This is a genomic window from Kitasatospora sp. NPDC033851, assembly GCF_055576085.1.
Map to the genome: position 1 here is coordinate 48,173 of NZ_JBVIRL010000008.1, position 19,239 is coordinate 67,411.

16 protein-coding genes are annotated in these 19,239 nt (G+C 72.6%); 12 read left to right on the forward strand and 4 right to left on the reverse strand.

Translation table 11 applies throughout. The features are described from left to right. Nucleotides 1-23: 23 nt before the first annotated feature. Nucleotides 24-1,757, reverse strand: coding sequence for an ABC transporter ATP-binding protein (locus ACZ51D_RS17380; protein WP_465620133.1), 1,734 nt, complete (start codon nucleotides 1,755-1,757; stop codon nucleotides 24-26). 357 nt (nucleotides 1,758-2,114) lie between these two features. On the opposite strand from ACZ51D_RS17380, the gene ACZ51D_RS17385 reads away from it, so the two are divergent. The 3 genes from ACZ51D_RS17385 (at nucleotide 2,115) to ACZ51D_RS17395 (ending at nucleotide 5,758) form a co-directional block, all read left to right on the forward strand. Then, a complete protein-coding gene (locus ACZ51D_RS17385; protein ID WP_465662712.1) occupies nucleotides 2,115-4,037 on the forward strand; it encodes an AMP-dependent synthetase/ligase in 1,923 nt (640 codons plus the stop codon). A 79-nt stretch (nucleotides 4,038-4,116) separates the two neighbouring features. Then, on the forward strand, nucleotides 4,117-5,346 hold the full coding sequence (gene hemW / locus ACZ51D_RS17390) for a radical SAM family heme chaperone HemW (RefSeq protein ID WP_360504326.1): 1,230 nt from the start codon (nucleotides 4,117-4,119) through the stop codon (nucleotides 5,344-5,346). An 85-nt stretch (nucleotides 5,347-5,431) separates the two neighbouring features. Beyond that, nucleotides 5,432-5,758, forward strand: coding sequence for a Uma2 family endonuclease (locus tag ACZ51D_RS17395; RefSeq protein WP_465662714.1), 327 nt, complete (start codon nucleotides 5,432-5,434; stop codon nucleotides 5,756-5,758). Between the two features lie 6 nt (nucleotides 5,759-5,764). Here ACZ51D_RS17395 and ACZ51D_RS17400 read toward each other — a convergent pair whose 3' ends face one another. The 3 genes from ACZ51D_RS17400 to htpX all read right to left on the reverse strand — a co-directional run bounded on the left by ACZ51D_RS17400 (nucleotide 5,765) and on the right by htpX (nucleotide 8,205). Then, the gene (locus ACZ51D_RS17400; protein WP_465662716.1) at nucleotides 5,765-6,592 is read right to left on the reverse strand and encodes a DUF3097 domain-containing protein; all 828 of its coding nucleotides are present in this window, start codon (nucleotides 6,590-6,592) and stop codon (nucleotides 5,765-5,767) included. Between the two features lie 31 nt (nucleotides 6,593-6,623). Further along, the gene (pspAB, locus tag ACZ51D_RS17405) at nucleotides 6,624-7,208 is read right to left on the reverse strand and encodes a PspA-associated protein PspAB (protein WP_360504322.1); all 585 of its coding nucleotides are present in this window, start codon (nucleotides 7,206-7,208) and stop codon (nucleotides 6,624-6,626) included. Between the two features lie 76 nt (nucleotides 7,209-7,284). Then, a complete protein-coding gene (gene htpX, locus ACZ51D_RS17410; RefSeq protein ID WP_465620139.1) occupies nucleotides 7,285-8,205 on the reverse strand; it encodes a zinc metalloprotease HtpX in 921 nt (306 codons plus the stop codon). Between the two features lie 323 nt (nucleotides 8,206-8,528). On the opposite strand from htpX, the gene hrcA reads away from it, so the two are divergent. The 9 genes from hrcA (at nucleotide 8,529) to ybeY (ending at nucleotide 19,223) form a co-directional block, all read left to right on the forward strand. Next, nucleotides 8,529-9,563 (forward strand): heat-inducible transcriptional repressor HrcA, encoded by a 1,035-nt coding sequence (hrcA, locus tag ACZ51D_RS17415; protein WP_360504318.1) that lies wholly within the window; start codon nucleotides 8,529-8,531, stop codon nucleotides 9,561-9,563. Between the two features lie 77 nt (nucleotides 9,564-9,640). Next, nucleotides 9,641-10,780, forward strand: a complete 1,140-nt coding sequence (gene dnaJ, locus ACZ51D_RS17420) for a molecular chaperone DnaJ (RefSeq protein ID WP_360504316.1) — start codon at nucleotides 9,641-9,643, stop codon at nucleotides 10,778-10,780. A gap of 125 nt (nucleotides 10,781-10,905) precedes the next feature. Further along, a complete protein-coding gene (locus ACZ51D_RS17425) occupies nucleotides 10,906-11,655 on the forward strand; it encodes a 16S rRNA (uracil(1498)-N(3))-methyltransferase (RefSeq protein ID WP_465662718.1) in 750 nt (249 codons plus the stop codon). A 142-nt stretch (nucleotides 11,656-11,797) separates the two neighbouring features. Then, nucleotides 11,798-15,073: a S41 family peptidase gene (locus tag ACZ51D_RS17430; RefSeq protein WP_465662720.1), complete on the forward strand. Its 3,276-nt coding sequence runs from the start codon at nucleotides 11,798-11,800 to the stop codon at nucleotides 15,071-15,073. 161 nt (nucleotides 15,074-15,234) lie between these two features. Further along, the gene (locus ACZ51D_RS17435) at nucleotides 15,235-15,975 is read left to right on the forward strand and encodes an RDD family protein (RefSeq protein ID WP_465662722.1); all 741 of its coding nucleotides are present in this window, start codon (nucleotides 15,235-15,237) and stop codon (nucleotides 15,973-15,975) included. 52 nt (nucleotides 15,976-16,027) lie between these two features. Beyond that, nucleotides 16,028-16,381 carry a histidine triad nucleotide-binding protein gene (locus tag ACZ51D_RS17440; RefSeq protein WP_360504308.1) on the forward strand — a complete coding sequence of 118 codons (354 nt, stop codon included), beginning with the start codon at nucleotides 16,028-16,030 and terminating at the stop codon, nucleotides 16,379-16,381. Between the two features lie 6 nt (nucleotides 16,382-16,387). Further along, on the forward strand, nucleotides 16,388-17,311 hold the full coding sequence (locus tag ACZ51D_RS17445) for a ribonuclease Z (protein ID WP_360504306.1): 924 nt from the start codon (nucleotides 16,388-16,390) through the stop codon (nucleotides 17,309-17,311). 269 nt (nucleotides 17,312-17,580) lie between these two features. Continuing rightward, complete coding sequence (locus tag ACZ51D_RS17450; protein WP_396287807.1) at nucleotides 17,581-18,714, forward strand: PhoH family protein; 1,134 nt, start codon at nucleotides 17,581-17,583, stop codon at nucleotides 18,712-18,714. 14 nt (nucleotides 18,715-18,728) lie between these two features. Next, nucleotides 18,729-19,223: an rRNA maturation RNase YbeY gene (ybeY, locus tag ACZ51D_RS17455; RefSeq protein WP_465620148.1), complete on the forward strand. Its 495-nt coding sequence runs from the start codon at nucleotides 18,729-18,731 to the stop codon at nucleotides 19,221-19,223. Nucleotides 19,224-19,239: the final 16 nt, after the last annotated feature.

A 19,239-nucleotide genomic window follows, 5' to 3' on the forward strand; every position in this document is an offset into this window, starting at 1 on the left:
CGCCGTGGGGTTTCCGGGGGTGGTCACGCCGCCTCCTGCTCGGTGAGCTGGGAGAGCACGATCTCCCGGTACGTCGGGTTGTCGGCCATCAGTTCGTGGTGGGTGCCGGTGCCGACGACGGCGCCCTCGTCGAGGACGATGATCCGGTCGGCGTCGCGGATGGTGGACACGCGCTGGGCGACGATCAGGACGGTGGCGTCGGAGGTCTCGTCGGCGAGGGCCTTGCGCAGTCTGGCGTCGGTGGCGTAGTCGAGCGCGGAGAAGGAGTCGTCGAAGAGGTAGACGGAGGGTTTGCGGACCAGGGCGCGGGCGATGGCGAGGCGTTGGCGTTGGCCGCCGGAGACGTTGCTGCCGCCCTGGGCGATGGGGGCGTCGAGGCCTTCGGGGAGCTTTTCGACGAACTCCTTGGCCTGGGCGATCTTCAGGGCGTGCCAGAGTTCCTCGTCGGTGGCGTCGGGCCGGCCGTAGCGGAGGTTGCTGGCGACGGTGCCGCTGAACAGGTAGGGCTTCTGGGGGACGATGCCGATGTTGTCGGCGATCGTGTCGGCGGCGAGTTCGCGGACGTCGACGCCGTCGAGCAGGACCCGGCCGGAGGTGGCGTCGAAGAGCCGGGGGACGAGGCCGAGCAGGGTGGACTTGCCGCTGCCGGTGGAGCCGATGATGGCGGTGGTCTCGCCGGGGCGGGCGGTGAGGTCGATGCCGCGCAGTACGGAGGCCTCGGCGCCGGGGTAGCGGAAGTCGACGTCGCGCAGTTCGAGGTTGCCGCGGCGGAGGACCTCGGTGACGGGCGCGGCGGGCGGGACGACGCTGGAGTCGGTGCTGAGGACGTCCTGGACGCGTTCGGCGCAGACCTCGGCGCGGGGCACCATCATGAACATGAAGGTGGCCATCATGACGCTCATCAGGATCTGCAGCAGGTAGGAGAGGAAGGCGGTGAGCGCGCCGATCTGCATGGAGTGGCTGTCGATGCGGTGGGCGCCGAACCAGAGCACGGCGACGCTGGAGATGTTCACGACGAGCATGACGGCGGGGAACATGACGGCCATCAGCCGGCCGACGCGGCGGGCGACGTCGGTGAGGTCCTCGTTGGCGTCGGCGAAGCGGGCCTGCTCCTGGGTGTCCTTGACGAAGGCGCGGATGACCCGGATGCCGGTGATCTGTTCGCGCAGGACCCGGTTCACGGTGTCGATCCGCTCCTGCATGCTGCGGAACTGCGGGCGCAGTGCGCGGACCAGCAGGATGACGACGACGGCGAGGGCGGGGATGACGGCGAGCAGCAGGCCGGACAGCGGGACGTCCTGGTTGAGCGCCATGATGATGCCGCCGACGCACATGATGGGTGCGGCGACCATGAGCGTGAAGCTCATCAGGGCGAGCATCTGGATCTGCTGGACGTCGTTGGTGGTGCGGGTGATCAGGGAGGGCGCGCCGAACTGGCCGACCTCTCGGGCGGAGAAGCTCTGCACCCGGTCGAAGACGGCGGCGCGGACGTCGCGGCCGAAGGCCATGGCGACGCGGGCGCCGATGAGGACGGCGCCGATCGAGCAGATCGCCTGGACGAGGGTGACGCCGATCATGACCCCGCCGAGGCGCAGGATGTACCCGGTGTCGCCCTTGACCACGCCGTCGTCGATGATGTCGGCGTTGAGCGTCGGCAGGTAGAGCGCCGCGAGGGTGGACACCAGCTGGAGGGCTACCAGCAGGGTGATCGGTCGGGAGTAGGGGCGCAGGTACGCCCTCAGCAGTCTGATCAGCACTAGCACACTCTTGTCGTCGCCGGTCGGGTTCGCACCCCAATTCTCGTTCTTCTGTGCGGTCGTACAGGCCATTCGGCGTGTGGGAACCGGGGGTTTGCCGGGCTTTTACCGAACGGTCCGGCAGTTCGCTCGTTGGTCACCTTGCCGGGTGCGTCCGTCGGTGTGGCGTGGTCACCGGCGGTGCGGGGGGTGTGCCGACCGGCTCCGCCCCCTTACGGAATGACCGGTTTCCCCCTAGGCTGCTGATTGCCCCCTTGTTACTGACCGGTACCGTTCAGGTGAACCGGGGGCCCGGCGACCGCCCCCACGGCCGCCGCGACAATCCCTCAGACGGCCACCCGCCCCCGGAGGTCCTCGTTGAGTTCCGCGCAGTCCCTGATCGACTCCGGCCGGCCCGACCTCGTCGCCGGGCGTCCCGCCTCCGTCGCCCATTTGTTCCTGGAGCGGGTCGCCGCGACTCCGAACGGTGAGGCCTACCGCTACCCCGCCCCGGTCGACGAGCACGCCGCGGACGGCGCGCCCGGCGCGGAGCAGTGGCGCTCGCTGACCTGGGCGCAGACCGCGACCCGGGTCAAGGCGGTGGCGGCCGGCCTGATGGCGCTCGGCATCCAGCCGGAGGACCGGGTCGCCCTGGCGTCCTCCACCCGGATCGAGTGGATCATCACCGACCTCGGCGCCATGTGCGCGGGCGCGGCGATCACGACCGTCTACCCGAGCACCAACGCGGACGAGACCGTCTTCATCCTCTCCAACTCGGGCTCCCGGGCGCTGTTCGCGGAGAACGCCGCCCAGCTGGCCAAGGCCGCCGCGCAGCTCGAGCAGCTGCCCGAGCTGCGCACCGTCATCCTGTTCGACGCCCCCGACGAGGCCCCCGAGGCGGCCGGCCTCGAGGTGCTCACCCTCGCCGAACTGGAGCAGCGCGGCGCCGAGTACCTGGAGCAGCACCCGGACGCGGTGGAGAAGGCCGTCGACGGGCTCGACAAGGAGCAGCTGGCCACCCTGATCTACACCTCGGGCACCACCGGCCGCCCCAAGGGCGTGCGCCTGGTGCACGACTGCTGGGCGTACGAGGGCCGGGCGCAGGAGGCCAGTGGGCTGCTGCGCTCCGACGACGTGCAGTTCATGTGGCTGCCGCTGTCCCACGTGTTCGGCAAGACGCTGATCTCCGGGCAGATCGCCACCGGCCACGTGATGGCGGTGGACGGCCGGGTGGACCGGATCATCCACAACCTGCCGGTGATCCGGCCGACCATCATGGCGTCCGCGCCGCGCATCTTCGAGAAGGTCTACAACGGCATCGCGGGCAAGGCCCGGGCCGAGGGCGGCGCCAAGTACAAGATCTTCCTGTGGGCGGCGAAGGTCGCCCGCGAGCACGCCCGGGCCGTCCAGGAGAGCCGCGTCGCCACCGGCACCGGCACCGCCCCGCTGGCCCTGCGGGTGCAGCACGCGCTGGCCGACAAGCTGGTGTACGCCAAGATCCGGGCCGCGTTCGGCGGGCGGCTGCGCGGCGCGGTCTCCGGCAGCGCCGCACTCGCTCCGGAGATCGGCTACTTCTTCCTCGGTGCCGGCGTGCCGATCCTGGAGGGCTACGGCCTCAGCGAGACCAGCGCCGGCTCCTGCGTCAACCGCGAGGAGGACGTGCGGATCGGCACCGTGGGCCGCCCGCTGCCCGGCACCGAGGTGCGGATCGCCGAGGACGGCGAGATCCTGCTGCGCGGCCCGGGCATCATGCGCGGCTACCACAACCTGCCGGAGAAGACCGCCGAGGTGCTGGAAGCGGACGGCTGGTTCCACACCGAGGACATCGGCGAACTCAGCCCCGACGGCTTCCTGCGGATCACCGACCGCAAGAAGGACCTGTTCAAGACCTCCGGCGGCAAGTACGTGGCGCCCAGCGAGGTCGAGGGCAAGTTCAAGGCGGTCTGCCCGTTCGTCAGCAACATCCTGGTGATCGGCAACGGCCGCAACTTCTGCACCGCGCTGATCGGCCTGGACGAGGCCGTCCTCATGCCGTGGGCCGCCGAGCACGGCCTCGCCGGCAAGTCCTACGCCGAGCTGGCCGTCGAGCCGGCCGTCCACGAGCTGATCGAGGGCTTCGTGAAGCGGCTCAACACGGGGCTGCAGCGCTGGCAGACGATCAAGAAGTTCCACCTGCTGCCGCGCGACCTCGACGTGGAGCACGGCGAGCTCACCCCGAGCCTGAAGATCAAGCGCCCCGTGGTCGAGAAGACCTACGCGGACGCGGTCGCCGCGATGTACACGGGCGCCAACGAGGTCTGACCCGGCCCGTCCGCACCCCGTCCCACCCCGTCCCGTACGGTCCGCGCAGGCTTCACGGACCGTACGGGACAATGGGGGCATGCCCTCCGCACTCCCCGACGGCGAACCGGTGCCGTCCGACGGTTCCCTGCCCGCCCACGCCCTCGACGGGCTCGGCAGCCGCCCGTTCGGTTTCTACCTGCACGTGCCGTACTGCGCCAGCCGCTGCGGCTACTGCGACTTCAACACCTACACCGCCACCGAGCTGCGCTCCTCCGGGGCCGTCGCCTCCCAGGAGACGTACGCCGACAACGTGGTCGCCGAGATCCGGCTCGCCCGGAAGGTGCTGGGCGACACCGACCTGCCGGTGCGCACCGTCTTCCTCGGCGGCGGCACCCCCACCCTGCTGCCCGCCGGCGACCTGGTGAAGATGCTCGCCGCCGTCCGCGAGGAGTTCGGGCTCGCCGACGGCGCCGAGGTCACCACCGAAGCCAACCCGGAATCCGTCGACCCGGCGTACCTGGCCGAGCTGCGCGAGGGCGGCTACAACCGGATCTCCTTCGGCATGCAGAGCGCCCGCCCGCACGTCCTCCGGCTGCTCGACCGCCACCACACCCCGGGCCGCCCCGAAGCCTGCGTCGCCGAAGCCCGCGCGGCCGGGTTCGAACACGTCAACCTCGACCTGATCTACGGCACCCCGGGCGAGTCCGACGACGACTGGCGGGCCTCCCTGGACGCCGCCATCGGCGCCGGGCCCGACCACGTCTCCGCGTACTCCCTGATCGTCGAGGAGGGCACCCGGCTCGCCGCCCGGGTCAAGCGCGGCGAACTGCCGATGATCGACGACGACGTGCACGCCGACCGCTACCTCATCGCCGAGGAGGCACTGGGCGCTGCCGGGTACCGGTGGTACGAGGTCTCCAACTGGGCCACCACCCCCGAGGGCCGCTGCCGCCACAACGAGCTCTACTGGACCGGCGCCGACTGGTGGGGAGCCGGCCCCGGCGCCCACAGCCACATCGGCGGCGTCCGCTGGTGGAACGCCAAACACCCCGCCGCCTACGCCCAGGCCCTCACCGAGGGCCGCACCCCGGGCCTGGGCCGCGAGGTCCTGGCGGAGGAGGACCGCCGCGTCGAGCGCATCCTCCTGGAACTGCGCCTGGTCGAGGGCGTCTCCCTCGATCTGCTGACCGGCACCGGCCGCGAGGCCGCCGCCCGGCACCTCGCCGACGGCCTCCTCGCCCCCGAGCCCTACGCGGCAGGCCGCGCCGTCCTCACCCTCCAGGGCAGGCTCCTGGCGGACGCGGTCGTGCGTGACCTGGTGGACTGACATTCGTTGACGTGGGTGTCAGCCGTCGGAGGGAGCGTGCGATGACCGCCATCGATGATCGGATGACCGGGGTCTTCGCGACCCGGTGGTCTTCGAGCGCGGGGTGGTCGAGGAGTACGGGCGGCTACTGCCGTCGCCTGTCGTCACCCTGGTGGTCGAGGTGGTGCCGAAGACCAGTGCCGACCGTGACTACCGGACCAAGCGGGAGCTCTACGCCAAGGGCACTGTCCCCGCGTATCTGATCGTCGACCCGATCAAGGGGGAGTGCGTGCTGCTGACCGAGCTGGGTCAGGATTCCGGGTCCGGACTCCCGAGGTACATGTCGGAGCGGACCAGCAAGTTCGGCGAGCCCGTCCCCATCGACCAGCTCGGCATCAGCTTGGACACCACGGACTTTCAGAAGTACGTCTGACCGGCCTCAGTCCGGCAGGGTCACGAAGTCGATCAGCTCCTCGACCCGGCCCAGGAGTTCGGGTTCCAGGTCCTTGTAGGTGTCGACCTTGGACAGGATGTGCTTCCAGGCGGCCGGGGTGTCCGTCGGCCAGCCGAGGCGGCGGCAGGTGCCTTCCTTCCAGTCCTCGCCGCGGGGGACGGCGGGCCAGGCGGGGATGCCGACGGCGGCGGGCTTCACGGCCTGCCAGATGTCGATGTAGGGGTGGCCGACGACGAGGACGCGGTCGCCGGTGACCCGGGCGGCGATGCGGTGCTCCTTGGTGCCGGGGAGCAGGTGGTCGACCAGGACGCCGAGGCGGCGGCCGGGGCCGGGGGCGAAGTCGGCGACGATCGCGGGCAGGTCGTCGATGCCCCGCAGGTACTCGACGACGACGCCCTCGATGCGCAGGTCGTCGCCCCAGACCCGCTCGACCAGCTCGGCGTCGTGCCGGCCCTCGACGTAGATCCGCGACTCGCGGGCGACCCGGGCGCGGGCGCCGGGGACGGCGATCGAGCCGGAGGCGGTGCGGCGAGGCGTTCGCGGCGCCGCCGGGCCGGCCGGGCGGACCAGGGTGACGGCCTTGCCCTCCAGCAGGAAGCCGCGCGGGACCAGCGGGAACACCCGGTGCTTGCCGAAGCGGTCCTCCAGGGTGACGGTGAACCCCTCGGCGGTCTTCTCACACCGCACCACCGCCCCGCAGAAGCCGGTCGCCGCCTCCTCGACCACCAGGTCCCGCTCGGCGGGCACCTCCGGGGCGGGGGCCTGCTTCTTCCACGGCGGGGTCAGGTCGGGACCGTACTGGCGGCTGCGCATACGGGTGATCATAGGGATGGCGGACGGGCCGTCAGAGGCCCGGCGCGCCCCAGACCGGGAACCAGCGGCTGAGGTCCTTCTCCAGCCGCAGGTCGTTCCCCAGCATCGCGTTGACCTGCAGCTCCAGCGGGCTGTTGCGCTTCTCCCCGCCGCCGGGCATCGGGGCGAAGGGGTAGAAGGTGCCGCGTTTGTAGAGGTAGACCAGGGCCAGGGACTGCCCCTGCGGATTGCGGAAGCCGACCAGGGAGCAGAGCAGCTGCGGCCCGAAGCCGTTCGCCTCCAGTTCGCTGTTGACCGCGTGCAGGTCGTTCACCAGCTCCGGCAGTTCCTCGGGCTGGTGCCGGGCGAGCAGCCAGGAGTAGCCGTAGTCGTCCTTGGAGGCCTCCACCGGGACGCCGCCGCGCTCGGTGTCGGCGTCCAGCAGCGCCCGTACCTGCTGTTCGACCTGGACGAAGGCCGCGCCTTCGACGGCCGCGAAGCAGACCGAGCCGAGCCCGGTGGGGGTGAACGCGGCGCCGGCCTCCAGGGTGAGTGCGGCGGACGGCACGCCGAACAGCTGGTCCAGGTCGGGCTTGACGGGCTTGGTGCGGCCGAACAGGGCGTCCAGGATTCCCACGGCGGTCCTTTCGTCAGCGGAGGTCGGCGGAGGTCGGCGGAGGGTCTGCAGGGGTCGGCGGAGGGTCGGCGGGGGTTCAGTGGCCGAGCTGCTCGGAGATCTTCGCCAGCTGCTCCAGCCGCTTCTCCAGCGTCGGGTGCGTGGAGAGCAGCTGGGAGGCGGTCTCCCGGGCGTTCAGCGCGGGGGCGAAGTAGAAGGCGTTGTAGGGCTGCGCCTGGCGCAGGTCCTTGCTGGGGATGGCCGCGATCTGCCCGGTGACCTTGGTGAGGGCCGAGGCGAGGGCGCTGGGCCGGCCGGTGAGCTGGGCGGCGGCGCGGTCGGCGGCCAGTTCGCGGTAGCGGGAGAGCAGCCGGGTGAGCAGGAAGCTGATCGCGTAGACGACCATCGAGACCAGCGGGATGATCAGCGCGACGATGGCCGCGTTCTGGTCGTTGTTGTTGCGGCCGCCGCCCATGAATCCGCCGTACACGGCGATGCGGGTCATCGCGCCGGCGAGTACGCCGAGGAAGCCGGCGATGGTCATCACCGCGACGTCCCGGTGGGCGACGTGGGACAGCTCGTGGGCGAGGACGCCTTCCAGTTCCTCGGGCTCCAGGCGTCGCAGCAGGCCGGTGGTGACGCAGACGACCGCGTTCTGCGAGTTGCGGCCGGTGGCGAAGGCGTTGGGCATGTCGTTGTCGGCGACCGCCACGCGGGGTTTGGGCATGTCGGCCAGGGCGCAGAGCCGGTCGATCGTGCCGTGCAGTTGGGGGAACTCCTCCGGGGACACCGGGCGGGCGCCCATGGCCCGTTCGGTGATCTTGTCGCTGAACCAGAACTGGGCCACGAACAGCCCGCCGGAGATCAGGACGATCAGCGGCCAGGCGCCGCGCAGCAGCGCGATCAGCAGGCCGGTGAAACCGACGTACAGCAGCCCGATCACGAACATCGTCGCGACCATGCGGCCGGTCAGGCCGCGGTCGGGTGCGAAACGGGTGTGCTGGCCCGAGCTCGACATCGCTTGCTCCTCCATTCGCCGTCGCCTTCGATGCTGCCACCCGGACGGCCTCGTGGCACCACTCGCGCGCCGGGAACCCGTGACGGGAACCCGTGAACGGTGGCCGCCCCGCGGGCCGTACCTGGAACTGCGGGAAGGATCACGCCGGTCCGGCCGTTCCTGCGGCAGGACCCGGGCCTTACACTGGCAGGTACGGTTCTGGCACTCGTGTGTTCAGAGTGCCAAGGTGCCGAGGCCGGACCTTCCGGGAACGGCCGGCAGCAGCACCCGGGGACACCCAGGGACACAGACGGACAACGAGCGAAGACGGAGGTGCGTGCCCCATGGCCGGTGAGGTCCGCCAGCTGGACGACCGCAAGCTCGCCGTGCTCCGCGCGATCGTGCAGGACTACGTGGGCACCGAGGAGCCCGTCGGGTCCAAGGCCCTGGTGGAGCGGCACAACCTCGGGGTCTCGCCGGCGACCGTCCGCAACGACATGGCGGCGCTGGAGGAGGAGGGGTACATCCACCAGCCGCACACCAGCGCCGGCCGCATCCCGACCGACAAGGGGTACCGCCTCTTCGTCGACAAGCTCGCCGAGGTCAAGCCGATGAGCGCCCCCGAGCGCCGGGCGATCCGGCACTTCCTGGACGGCGCGGTCGACCTGGACGACGTGGTCGCGCGCACCGTGCGGCTGCTCGCCCAGCTGACCCGGCAGGTCGCGGTGGTGCAGTACCCGTCGCTGACGCGGTCCACCGTGCGGCACATCGAGCTGGTGGCGCTGGCCCCGGCGAAGGTGATGCTGGTGCTGATCACCAACACCGGCCGGGTCGAGCAGCGGATGGTCGACTGCCCGGGCACGGTCGGCGAGACGGTCCTGGCGGACCTGCGGGCCGCGCTCAACACCAGAGCCGCCGGCCGCCGCCTCCCGGAGGTCCCGGGGCTGCTGGAGGAACTGCCGGCGATGTTCGAGCAGGCCGACCGGCCGACCGTCAGCACGGTCCTGGCGACCCTGTTCGAGACGCTCGCGGAACAGAACGAGGAGCGGATCATGCTGGCCGGCACGGCCAACCTGACCCGCTTCGGCCACGACTTCCCGCTCACCATCCAGCCGGTGCTGGAGGCCCTGGAGGAGCAGGTCATCCTGCTCCGCCTCCTGGGTGAGACCAACGACGCCGCGATGACGGTCCGGATCGGGCGGGAGAACGCCTACGAAGGGCTGATTTCCACCTCGGTCGTGTCGGTCGGTTACGGTTCGGGCGACGAGAGCGTGGCCAAACTGGGTGTGATCGGCCCGACCCGGATGGACTACCCGGGCACAATGGGGGCGGTGCGCGCGGTGGCGCGGTACGTGGGTCAGATCCTGGCCGAGTCGTAGCAAAGACCGCGCGTCCTGGAGATGACGCGCGGTAACCAGTCGCAGCACTACTACAGGCGGAACAAGCGGAGCATTTGGTGGCCACGGACTACTACGCGGTACTCGGCGTCCGACGGGATGCGGGGCAGGACGAGATCAAGAAGGCGTTCCGGCGCCTGGCACGCGAACTGCACCCGGACGTCAACCCGGACCCGAAGACGCAGGAGCGGTTCAAGGAGATCAACGCCGCCTACGAGGTGCTCTCCGATCCGCAGAAGCGCCAGGTCTACGACCTCGGCGGTGACCCGCTGTCGCCGGGCGGCGGTGGCGCGGGCGGTTTCGGCGCCGGCGCGGCGGGCTTCGGCTTCTCCGACATCATGGACGCCTTCTTCGGCGCCGCGGCCGGCCAGCGTGGCCCGCGCTCGCGCACCCGCCGCGGCCAGGACGCCATGATCCGGCTGGAGATCACCCTGGAGGAGGCCGCTTTCGGCACCACCAAGGAGCTCCAGGTCGACACCGCCGTCACCTGCACCACGTGCAGCGGCGAGGGCGCGGCCCCCGGCACCTCCGCCCAGACGTGCGACATGTGTCGCGGCAAGGGCGAGGTCTCCCAGGTCACCAGGTCCTTCCTGGGCCAGGTCATGACCTCCCGTCCCTGCCCGCAGTGCCAGGGCTTCGGCACCGTCGTGCCGACCCCGTGCCCGGAGTGCGCCGGCGACGGCCGGGTCCGCGCCCGTCGCACCCTGACCGTCAAGATCCCGGCCGGTGTCGACAACGGCACCCGGATCCAGCTGGCCGGCGAGGGCGAGGTCGGCCCCGGCGGCGGCCCGGCCGGCGACCTGTACGTCGAGATCGCCGAGACCACCCACACCATCTTCCAGCGGCGCGGCGACGACCTGCACTGCACCGTCACCATCCCGATGACGGCGGCCTCGCTCGGCACCCGGGTGCCGCTGCAGACCCTGGACGGCCTGGAGGAGGTCGACATCAGGCCCGGCACCCAGTCCGGCCAGTCGATCCCGCTGCACGGCCGGGGCATCACCCACCTGCGCGGGGGCGGCCGGGGCGACCTGATAGTGCATGTCGAGGTGAAGACGCCCAGCAAGCTCGACGCCGAGCAGGAGGACCTGCTGCGCCGCCTCGCGGTGCTGCGCGGTGAGGAGCAGCCGTCCGGCCAGTTCGCGCCGGGCCAGCAGGGCCTGTTCTCCCGGCTGAAGGACGCCTTCAACGGCCGGTAGCCGTCCGCGCAGGGGTGCCGGGGGCCCACCCCGGCACCTCTTTCGCGTGTCCCCCCTCAGGCCGTAGGCCGCACCCGGGCCTCAGGCCTCAGCCCGCAGGCCGCACCCCGGAAAGGTTCCCCCGCATGACCGCACCCGTCTTCGTCGTCGAGACCGAGCGGATCGTCGCCGCCGCGCCCGGCACCGTCGTGCGCCTGGACGGCCCGGAGGGGCGGCACGCGGCCGCGGTGAAGCGGCTGGAGCCGGGCGAGTCGGTGACCCTGGCCGACGGGCAGGGGCTCGGCGTGGACGGGACGGTCGCCGAGGTGCTCGGCAAGGACGCGATCGACGTGGCGGTCGCCGCCGTGCGCCGCGAGCCGGAGCCCGCGCCGCGGATCGTCGTCGTCCAGGCGCTGCCCAAGGGCGACCGCGGCGAGCTGGCCGTGGAGACCATGACCGAGGTCGGCGTGGACGTGGTCATCCCGTGGGCGGCCTCGCGCTGCATCACCCAGTGGAAGGGCGAGCGCGGCGCCAAGGCGCTCGCCAAGTGGCGGGCCACCGCCCGCGAGGCGGGCAAGCAGTCCCGCCGGCTGCGCTTCCCCGAGGTCCGCGACCCGATGACCACCAGGCAGCTGGCGCCCGTCCTCGCGCGGGCCGCGTTCGCCGCCGTGCTGCACGAGGAGGGCGCCGAGCCGCTGGCGCACGCCGCGCTGCCCGAGGCCGGCGACCTCGTGCTGGTGGTCGGCCCGGAGGGCGGGGTGTCCCCGGAGGAGCTGGCCGCGTTCGCCGAGGCGGGCGCGAAGCCGTACCGGCTGGGCCCCTCGGTGCTGCGCACCTCCACCGCCGGGGTGGCCGCCGGCGCGCTGCTGCTGGGACGCACCGGCCGCTGGGCGTAGCCCGGACCGGGCCGTGGCCCGTGCACCGGGGCCGCGGCCCGTACTACGGCCGCGCGGCGCGGTCCAGCGGGCTCACCCGAGGGGCCCGACTCTTGCCGGAAAGCCCGGCGGCTCGTACGCGTACGTGCCTACGCTGGACCGCGTGACGGACTCCCTGAGCACCTCCGCGGGCGCCTATCTGCGCCACCCCCACCTGCACGGCGACCTGATCACCTTCGTCGCCGAGAACGACCTCTGGCTCGCCCCGCTGGACGGCGGCCGGGCCTGGCGGCTGACGGCCGACCACCGGCCGGTCCACGACCCCCGGTTCTCCCCGGACGGGCGGCACATCGCCTTCACCTCCACCCGGGACGGCGCGCCCGAGGTGCACGTGGTGCCGGTGGACGGCGGCCCGTCCCGCCGGCTCACCCACTGGGGCAGCGGCCAGACCCGGGTGCAGGGCTGGACGGCCGACGGCCGCCCGATCGCCACCACCACCGCCGGCCAGGCCACCCTGCGCCGCACCTGGGCGCACGCCGTGCCGCTGGACGGCGGCGAGCCCGCGCGGCTGCCGTACGGGCCGATCGGCGGGATCGCCTTCGAGCCCGGCGGGGACCGGGTGCTGCTGGCCAGTGCCGCGATCCGCGAACCGGCCTGGTGGAAGCGCTACCGGGGCGGCCGGGCCGGCAAGCTGTGGCTGGGCCGGGACGAATTCGTCCGCGTCCACGAGGGGTTGGACGGCCAGCTGTCCTCGCCGCTGTGGGTGGCCGGCCCTGCGGGCGGGCCGGGCGGGCAGGGCGGGCAGGGCGGCCGGATCGCCTTCCTGTCCGACCACGAGGGCGTCGGCGAGCTGTGGTCCAGCCTCCCGGACGGGTCCGACCTGCGCCGCCACAGCGTCGGCGCGGACGGCTTCTACGCCCGCAACGCCGCCACCGACGGCACCCGGGTGGTGTTCCACCGGGCCGGTGACGTCTGGCTGCTGGACGACCTGGCCGGCGCCGAGCCGCGCCGCCTGGACATCCGGCTGGCCGGCCCGCGCAGCGGCCGCCGCCCCCGCCCGGTGCACGCCGCGCACTGGCTGGAGGCGGTCGCCCCCGACCGCACCGGCCGGGCCAGCGCCGTCGTGGTGCGCGGCAGCGTGCACTGGCTGACCCACCGCGAGGGCCCGGCCCGGGTGCTGGACGAGACGCCGGGCGTGCGCGGGCGCCTGGTCCGGGTGGTGCCGGGCGAGGACGGCGCCCAGGGCGTGCTGTGGGTGTCCGACGCCGAGGGCGAGGACGCCCTGGAGTTCGCGCCGGCCGTGCACGGCACCGAGCGCCGCCGGCTGGCCGCCGGGCAGCTCGGCCGGGTCAACGCGCTGGCCGTCTCCCCGGACGGCAAGCAGGCCGCGCTCGGCGTGCACGACGGCCGGGTGCTGCTGGTGACGCTCGCCGACGGCACCGTGCACGAGCTGGACCGCAGCACCGACGGCGAGGTCGGCGGGCTGGTCTTCAGCCCGGACTCGGCCTGGCTGGCCTGGTCGCGGCCGGTGCCGGGGCTGGGCCCGTGGTCGCTGCGCCAGATCGTGCTGGCCAACCTGGCCACCCGCACCGTGAGCGAGGCCACCCAGCAGCGCTTCATCGACACCTCGCCGGCCTTCACCGCGGACGGCCGCTACCTGGCGTTCCTGTCGGTGCGCAACTTCGACCCGGTCTACGACTCGCACGTCTTCGACCTGTCCTTCCCCAACGGCTGCCGCCCGTACCTGATCACGCTGGCCGCCGACACGCCGTCCCCGTTCGGGCCGCAGCGGGCCGGGCGCCCGCTCGGCGGGGAGGAGGACGAGCCGCGGGCCAAGAAGGCGGACGGCGAGGACGGCGGAGCCGACACCGCGCCGGTGACCAGGGTGGACCTGGACGGCATCGCCGACCGGATCGTCCCGTTCCCGGTCGAGGGCGGCCTGTTCGGCACCCTGCGGGCCGCCAAGGACGGCGTGCTGTGGACCAGGGCCCCGCTGCTCGGCGAACTCGGCGACGAGGCGGCCTCGTTGGAGGATGACCGGCCCCGGCCGGTGCTGGAGCGCTTCGACCTGAAGAAGCGCCGGGTCGAGCAACTGGTGCACGACGTCGACGGCTTCGCGGTCAGCGGGGACGGCAGCCGGGTCGCCGTGCTGGACGAGGGCGAGCTGCGCATCGTCCCCGCCGACCACAAGGCGGCCGGCGAGGACGACGAGACCGCCGTGGACCTCGCCCGGCTGCGGGTCACCGTCGACCCGGCCGCCGAGTGGCGGCAGATGTTCGCCGAGAACGGCCGGCTGATGCGGGACAACTTCTGGCGCCCCGACCTCGCCGGCGTGGACTGGGCCGGCGTCCTGGAGCGCTACCGGCCGCTGGTGGAGCGGGTCGGCTCGCACGACGACCTGGTCGACCTGCTCTGGGAGGTGCACGGCGAACTCGGTACCTCGCACGCCTACGTCCTCCCCTACGGCGCGCACACCGACGCCGCCCGGCGCCAGGGCCTGCTCGGCGCGGACCTCGTCAAGGAGGGCGGGCAGTGGCGGATCGCCCGGATCCTGCCCGGCGAGTCCTCCGACCCGAGGGCCCGCTCGCCGCTGGCCGCGCCCGGCGCCGCGATCCGCCCGGGCGACGCGATCCTCGCGGTCAACGGCCGCCCGGTGGACCCGGTCACCGGCCCGGCCCCGCTGCTGGCCGGCACCGCCGGGCAGCCGGTCGAGCTGACCGTGGCCGGCAAGGACGGCACCGACCAGCGCCACCCGGTGGTCGTCCCGCTCGCCGACGACGAGGCGCTGCGCTACCACGACTGGGTGGCCGGGCGGCGGGCCGCCGTGCGCGAACTGTCCGGCGGCCGGCTCGGCTACCTGCACGTCCCCGACATGCAGACCACCGGCTGGGCCCAGATCCACCGCGACCTGCGCTCGGAGATGGCCAAGGAGGGCGTGATCGTCGACATCCGGGAGAACCGGGGCGGCCACACCTCGCAGCTGGTGATCGAGAAGCTCGCCCGCCGCATCGTCGGCTGGAACGTCAGCCGGGACACCGACAGCCCGGTGCCGTATCCCGGCGACGCCCCGCGCGGACCGATCGTCGCGCTCGCCGACCAGGACTCCGGCTCGGACGGCGACATCGTCAACGCCGCCATCCAGGCGCTGGGGATCGGCCCGGTCGTCGGCACCCGCACCTGGGGCGGGGTGATCGGCATCGACAGCCGCTACCGGCTGGTCGACGGCACCCTGGTCACCCAGCCCAAGTACGCGTTCTGGCTGGAGAACTACGGCTGGGGCGTGGAGAACCACGGCGTCGACCCGGACGTCGAGGTGCCGATCGCCCCGCACCACTGGGCGGCCGGCGAGGACCCGCAGCTCGCCGAGGGCGTCCGGCTCGCCCTGGCCGCACTCGCCGACACCCCGGCCCGCACGGCGCCGCCGATGCCCTGGCAGTAGCGGCGCCGCCTGGGTGCGCCCCGAAAAAAGAAGCCGAAGGGGCGCGCCGGAGGCAAGCGGGCGGGTCGCCGCGTGGGAAGTCGGGTGGGCCGACTTCCCACGCGGGGGCGTGGGTAGGATGCGGGGCTGTTTCTTGATCCACAGCTCACGGGGGAATCACCATGGCACAGGGCTACCCGCCGTCGCCGTACGGCCAGAACCCTTACGGACAACAGCAACCGCAGCCGTACCCGCCCTACCAGCAGCAACCGCAGCCGTACCCGCCGCAGGGGTACGCACCGCAGGGCTACGCGCCGCAGCCGCCGCAGCCCCAGCAGCCCCAGTACGGCCAGCCGCAGCAGTACGGACAGCCCCAGCAGTACGCCCAGCCCGACCCGTACCCCGACCCCAACCCCTACCCGCAGCAGCCGCAGCACCCGCAGCGCGCCGCGACGCTGCCGCCCCCCAAGGAGGCGGGCGGCGGCCGGCGCTTCCTGGCGATCGTGCTCGACTTCTTCCTCGCGGTCGGCCTCGGCTTCGCCGCCGCCGACGCCGCGAGCCGGCCGAAGGTCAGGAACGTGGCGGGCCACTCCGTGCAGAGCGGCGGCCCGGCCGTGCCGTACGTCGTGGCGCTGGTCGTCGTCGGCCTCCTCGTGTCCTTCCTGAACCAGGTCGTGCTCGCCCGCCTCGCCGGCTTCAGCGTCGGCAAGGCGATCCTGGCGATGCGGGTGGTGCGCACCAAGCGGGTGATGCGCCCGAACACGTGGCGGCTCACCAGGCGCTGGCTGCTCGGCTTCGTCTTCCTCGCGGTGACGATCCTCTCCGAGGACTTCGACCTCGACGACGGCGACATCGTCGGCATGCGCGCGGTGCGTTGGAAGCACCTGCGGGAGTACCAGCAGGCCGCGGCCGGGCTCGGCTAGGCTGCGCCCGTACGGCCCCATCACCCGACGTACCGATCCCGAGGAGTAGCCGATGGCCGGCGAGGCGCAGCCCGACTGCCTGTTCTGCAAGATCGTGGCGGGCGAGATCCCGGCGACGGTGGTGCGCAAGACCGAGCGCGTCCTCGCCTTCCGCGACATCGCCCCCAAGGCCCCCGTGCACGTCCTGGTCATCCCGCACGTCCACTACCCGAACGCGGCCGCGCTGGCCGCCGCCGAGCCGGAGATCGCCGGTGAACTGCTCGCCGAGGCGGGCCGGGTGGCCGAGGACGAGGGCATCGAGGACTACCGGCTGATCTTCAACACCGGTGCGGGCGCCGGGCAGACGGTCTTCCACGCCCACGTCCACGTGCTCGGCGGCAAGCGCATGACCGAGAGCATGGTCTGATCCCAGGTGTCCCAGCGCGAACTCGTCGTCCTCGGCACCGCCAGCCAGGTGCCCACCCGGCACCGCAACCACAACGGCTACCTGCTGCGCTGGGACGGCGAGGGCCTGCTGTTCGACCCCGGCGAGGGCACCCAGCGGCAGATGCTGCACGCCGGGGTCACGGCCACCCAGATCACCCGGATCGCGGTCACCCACTTCCACGGCGACCACTGCCTGGGCCTCGCGGGGGTGATCCAGCGGATCAACCTGGACCGCGTCCCGCATCCGGTGGACGTCTACTTCCCGGCTTCCGGCGAGGTCTACTTCGAGCGGCTGCGGCACGCCACCGCGTACCACGAGACGGCCGTGCTGCGGCCCCGGCCGATCGACGAGCCGGGCCCGCTGCCCGCGCCCGGCGCCCGCTTCGCGCTGGACGCCGTGCGGCTGGACCACCCCGTGGAGTCCTTCGGCTACCGGCTGGCCGAGCCGGACGGCCGCCGGCTGGTGCCCGAACGGCTCGCCGCTCTGGGCGTCTCCGGGCCGGCGGTGGGCCGGCTGCAGCACGAGGGCGCGATCGAGGCGGACGGCCGGCGGGTCACCCTGGACGAGGTCAGTGAGCCGCGGCCGGGCCAGAAGTTCGCCTTCGTGATGGACACCCGGCTCTGCGAGGGCGTGTACGCGCTCGCCGAGGGCACCGACCTGCTGGTGGTCGAGGCCACCTTCACCGACGCCGACGCCCGTCTCGCCGAGGAGCACGGCCACCTCACCGCCGGGCAGGCCGCCAAGGTCGCCGCCGAGGCGGGCGCGCGCACCCTGGTGCTGACCCACTTCTCACAGCGCTATCCGGACCTCGGCCAGCATCTGGCCGACGCCCGCAAGCACTTCGACGGGGAGCTGGTGCTGGCCGCCGACCTCGCCCGGGTGCCCGTGCCCGTGCGCCGTCAGCCGTGAAGCCGCCTTCGCTGGCCGTGAACCCGCCGTCGTCGGCTGTCAACCCGCCTTCGTCGGCGGTGAACCGGCCCGCGTCGGCCGTGAACCCGCCCGCGCCGGGTACCCGCGGAAAAAAGGGCTCGCGCCGTCCCGCGAACTGCCGCAGCATCGACGGGTGCGGCCCCGCCGCCCGCCGCGGCGATCACGCTCGCGGCGTACCCTGGTGCCCCGGAGACACCGAGCGGCACACGACACCACGGATGGGATGAGGCAGGCCCCAGCGCCGACCTATGAGTGACACATCGCAGACCCGTACCAACGGACAGTCGCGTTCCGAACCGGCCGACGACGGCCGTGTCAGCGCCCGGTTCGTCATCCCCGAGAAGCACCCGATGGTCACCCTGCTCGGCACCGCGGACTCGCTGCTGCGCGTGATCGAACAGGGTTTCCCCGCCGCCGACATCCACGTCCGGGGCAACGAGGTGACCGCCACCGGGGCGCGCGCCGAAGTCGCCCTCGTGCAGAAGCTCTTCAACGAGATGATGCTGGTGCTGCGCACCGGCCAGCCCCTGACGGAGGACTCCGTGGAGCGCTCCATCGCCATGCTCCGCAGCCAGGAGCAGGACCCGGACAGCCCGGCGCCGTCCCAGGTGTTCACCGCGAACATCCTGTCCAACCGCGGCCGCACGATCCGCCCCAAGACCCTCAACCAGCAGCGCTACGTCGACGCGATCGACAAGCACACGATCGTCTTCGGCCTCGGCCCGGCCGGCACCGGCAAGACCTACCTGGCGATGGCCAAGGCCGTGCAGGCCCTGCAGGCCAAGGAGGTCAACCGGATCATCCTGACCCGCCCGGCGGTCGAGGCGGGGGAGCGGCTGGGCTTCCTGCCCGGCACCCTCTACGAGAAGATCGACCCGTACCTGCGCCCGCTCTACGACGCGCTGCACGACATGATGGACCCGGACTCCATCCCGCGCCTGATGGCGGCCGGCACCATCGAGGTCGCGCCGCTCGCGTACATGCGCGGCCGCACCCTCAACGACGCCTTCATCATCCTCGACGAGGCCCAGAACACCTCGCCCGAGCAGATGAAGATGTTCCTCACCCGCCTCGGGTTCAACTCCCGGGTGGTCGTCACCGGCGACACCAGCCAGATCGACCTCCCGGGCGGCACCAGGAGCGGCCTCAAGGTCGTCCAGGAGATCCTGGCCGACGTGCCCGACATCCATTTCTCCGTCCTCACCAGCACCGACGTGGTCCGCCACAAGCTGGTCGGCCGGATCGTGGACGCCTACGAGCGCTGGGACGCCCGCCAGGAGGCCGAGGAGGGCACCACCCCTCCCCGCAAGCCCGCCCAGCGGCGCCCGGGCAAGACCACGGCGCCCCGAGCACCCCGCCAGTCCCATCGCACCGAAAGCTGAGCACACAGCCCGTCATGTCGATCGACATCGCCAACGAGTCCGGTTGGGACGCCGATGAGGAAGCCATCCTCGACGTCGCCCGCTTCGCCCTGGACAAGATGCGGATCCACCCGCAGTCCGAACTGTCCGTGATCCTGGTGGACGGAGCGGCGATGGAGGAGCTGCACATCCAGTGGATGGACCTGCCCGGGCCCACCGACGTGATGTCCTTCCCCATGGACGAGCTGCGTCCCGGCAAGGAGGGCGAGGAGCTGCCGCAGGGCCTGCTCGGCGACATCGTGCTCTGCCCCGAGGTCGCCGAGCAGCAGGGCAAGTCCGCCCCCTCGAAGCACTCGATGGACGAGGAACTGCAACTGCTCACCGTGCACGGCGTGCTGCACGTCCTCGGCTACGACCACGAGGAGCCCGAGGAAGAGGAGGAGATGTTCGCCCTCCAGAAGCGCATCCTGGACGACTGGCGGGCGGGCCGCGGCCTCGGCGGCATCTCCCCGGCCCCCACCACCCACTGAGCGCGGAGCCCGACCC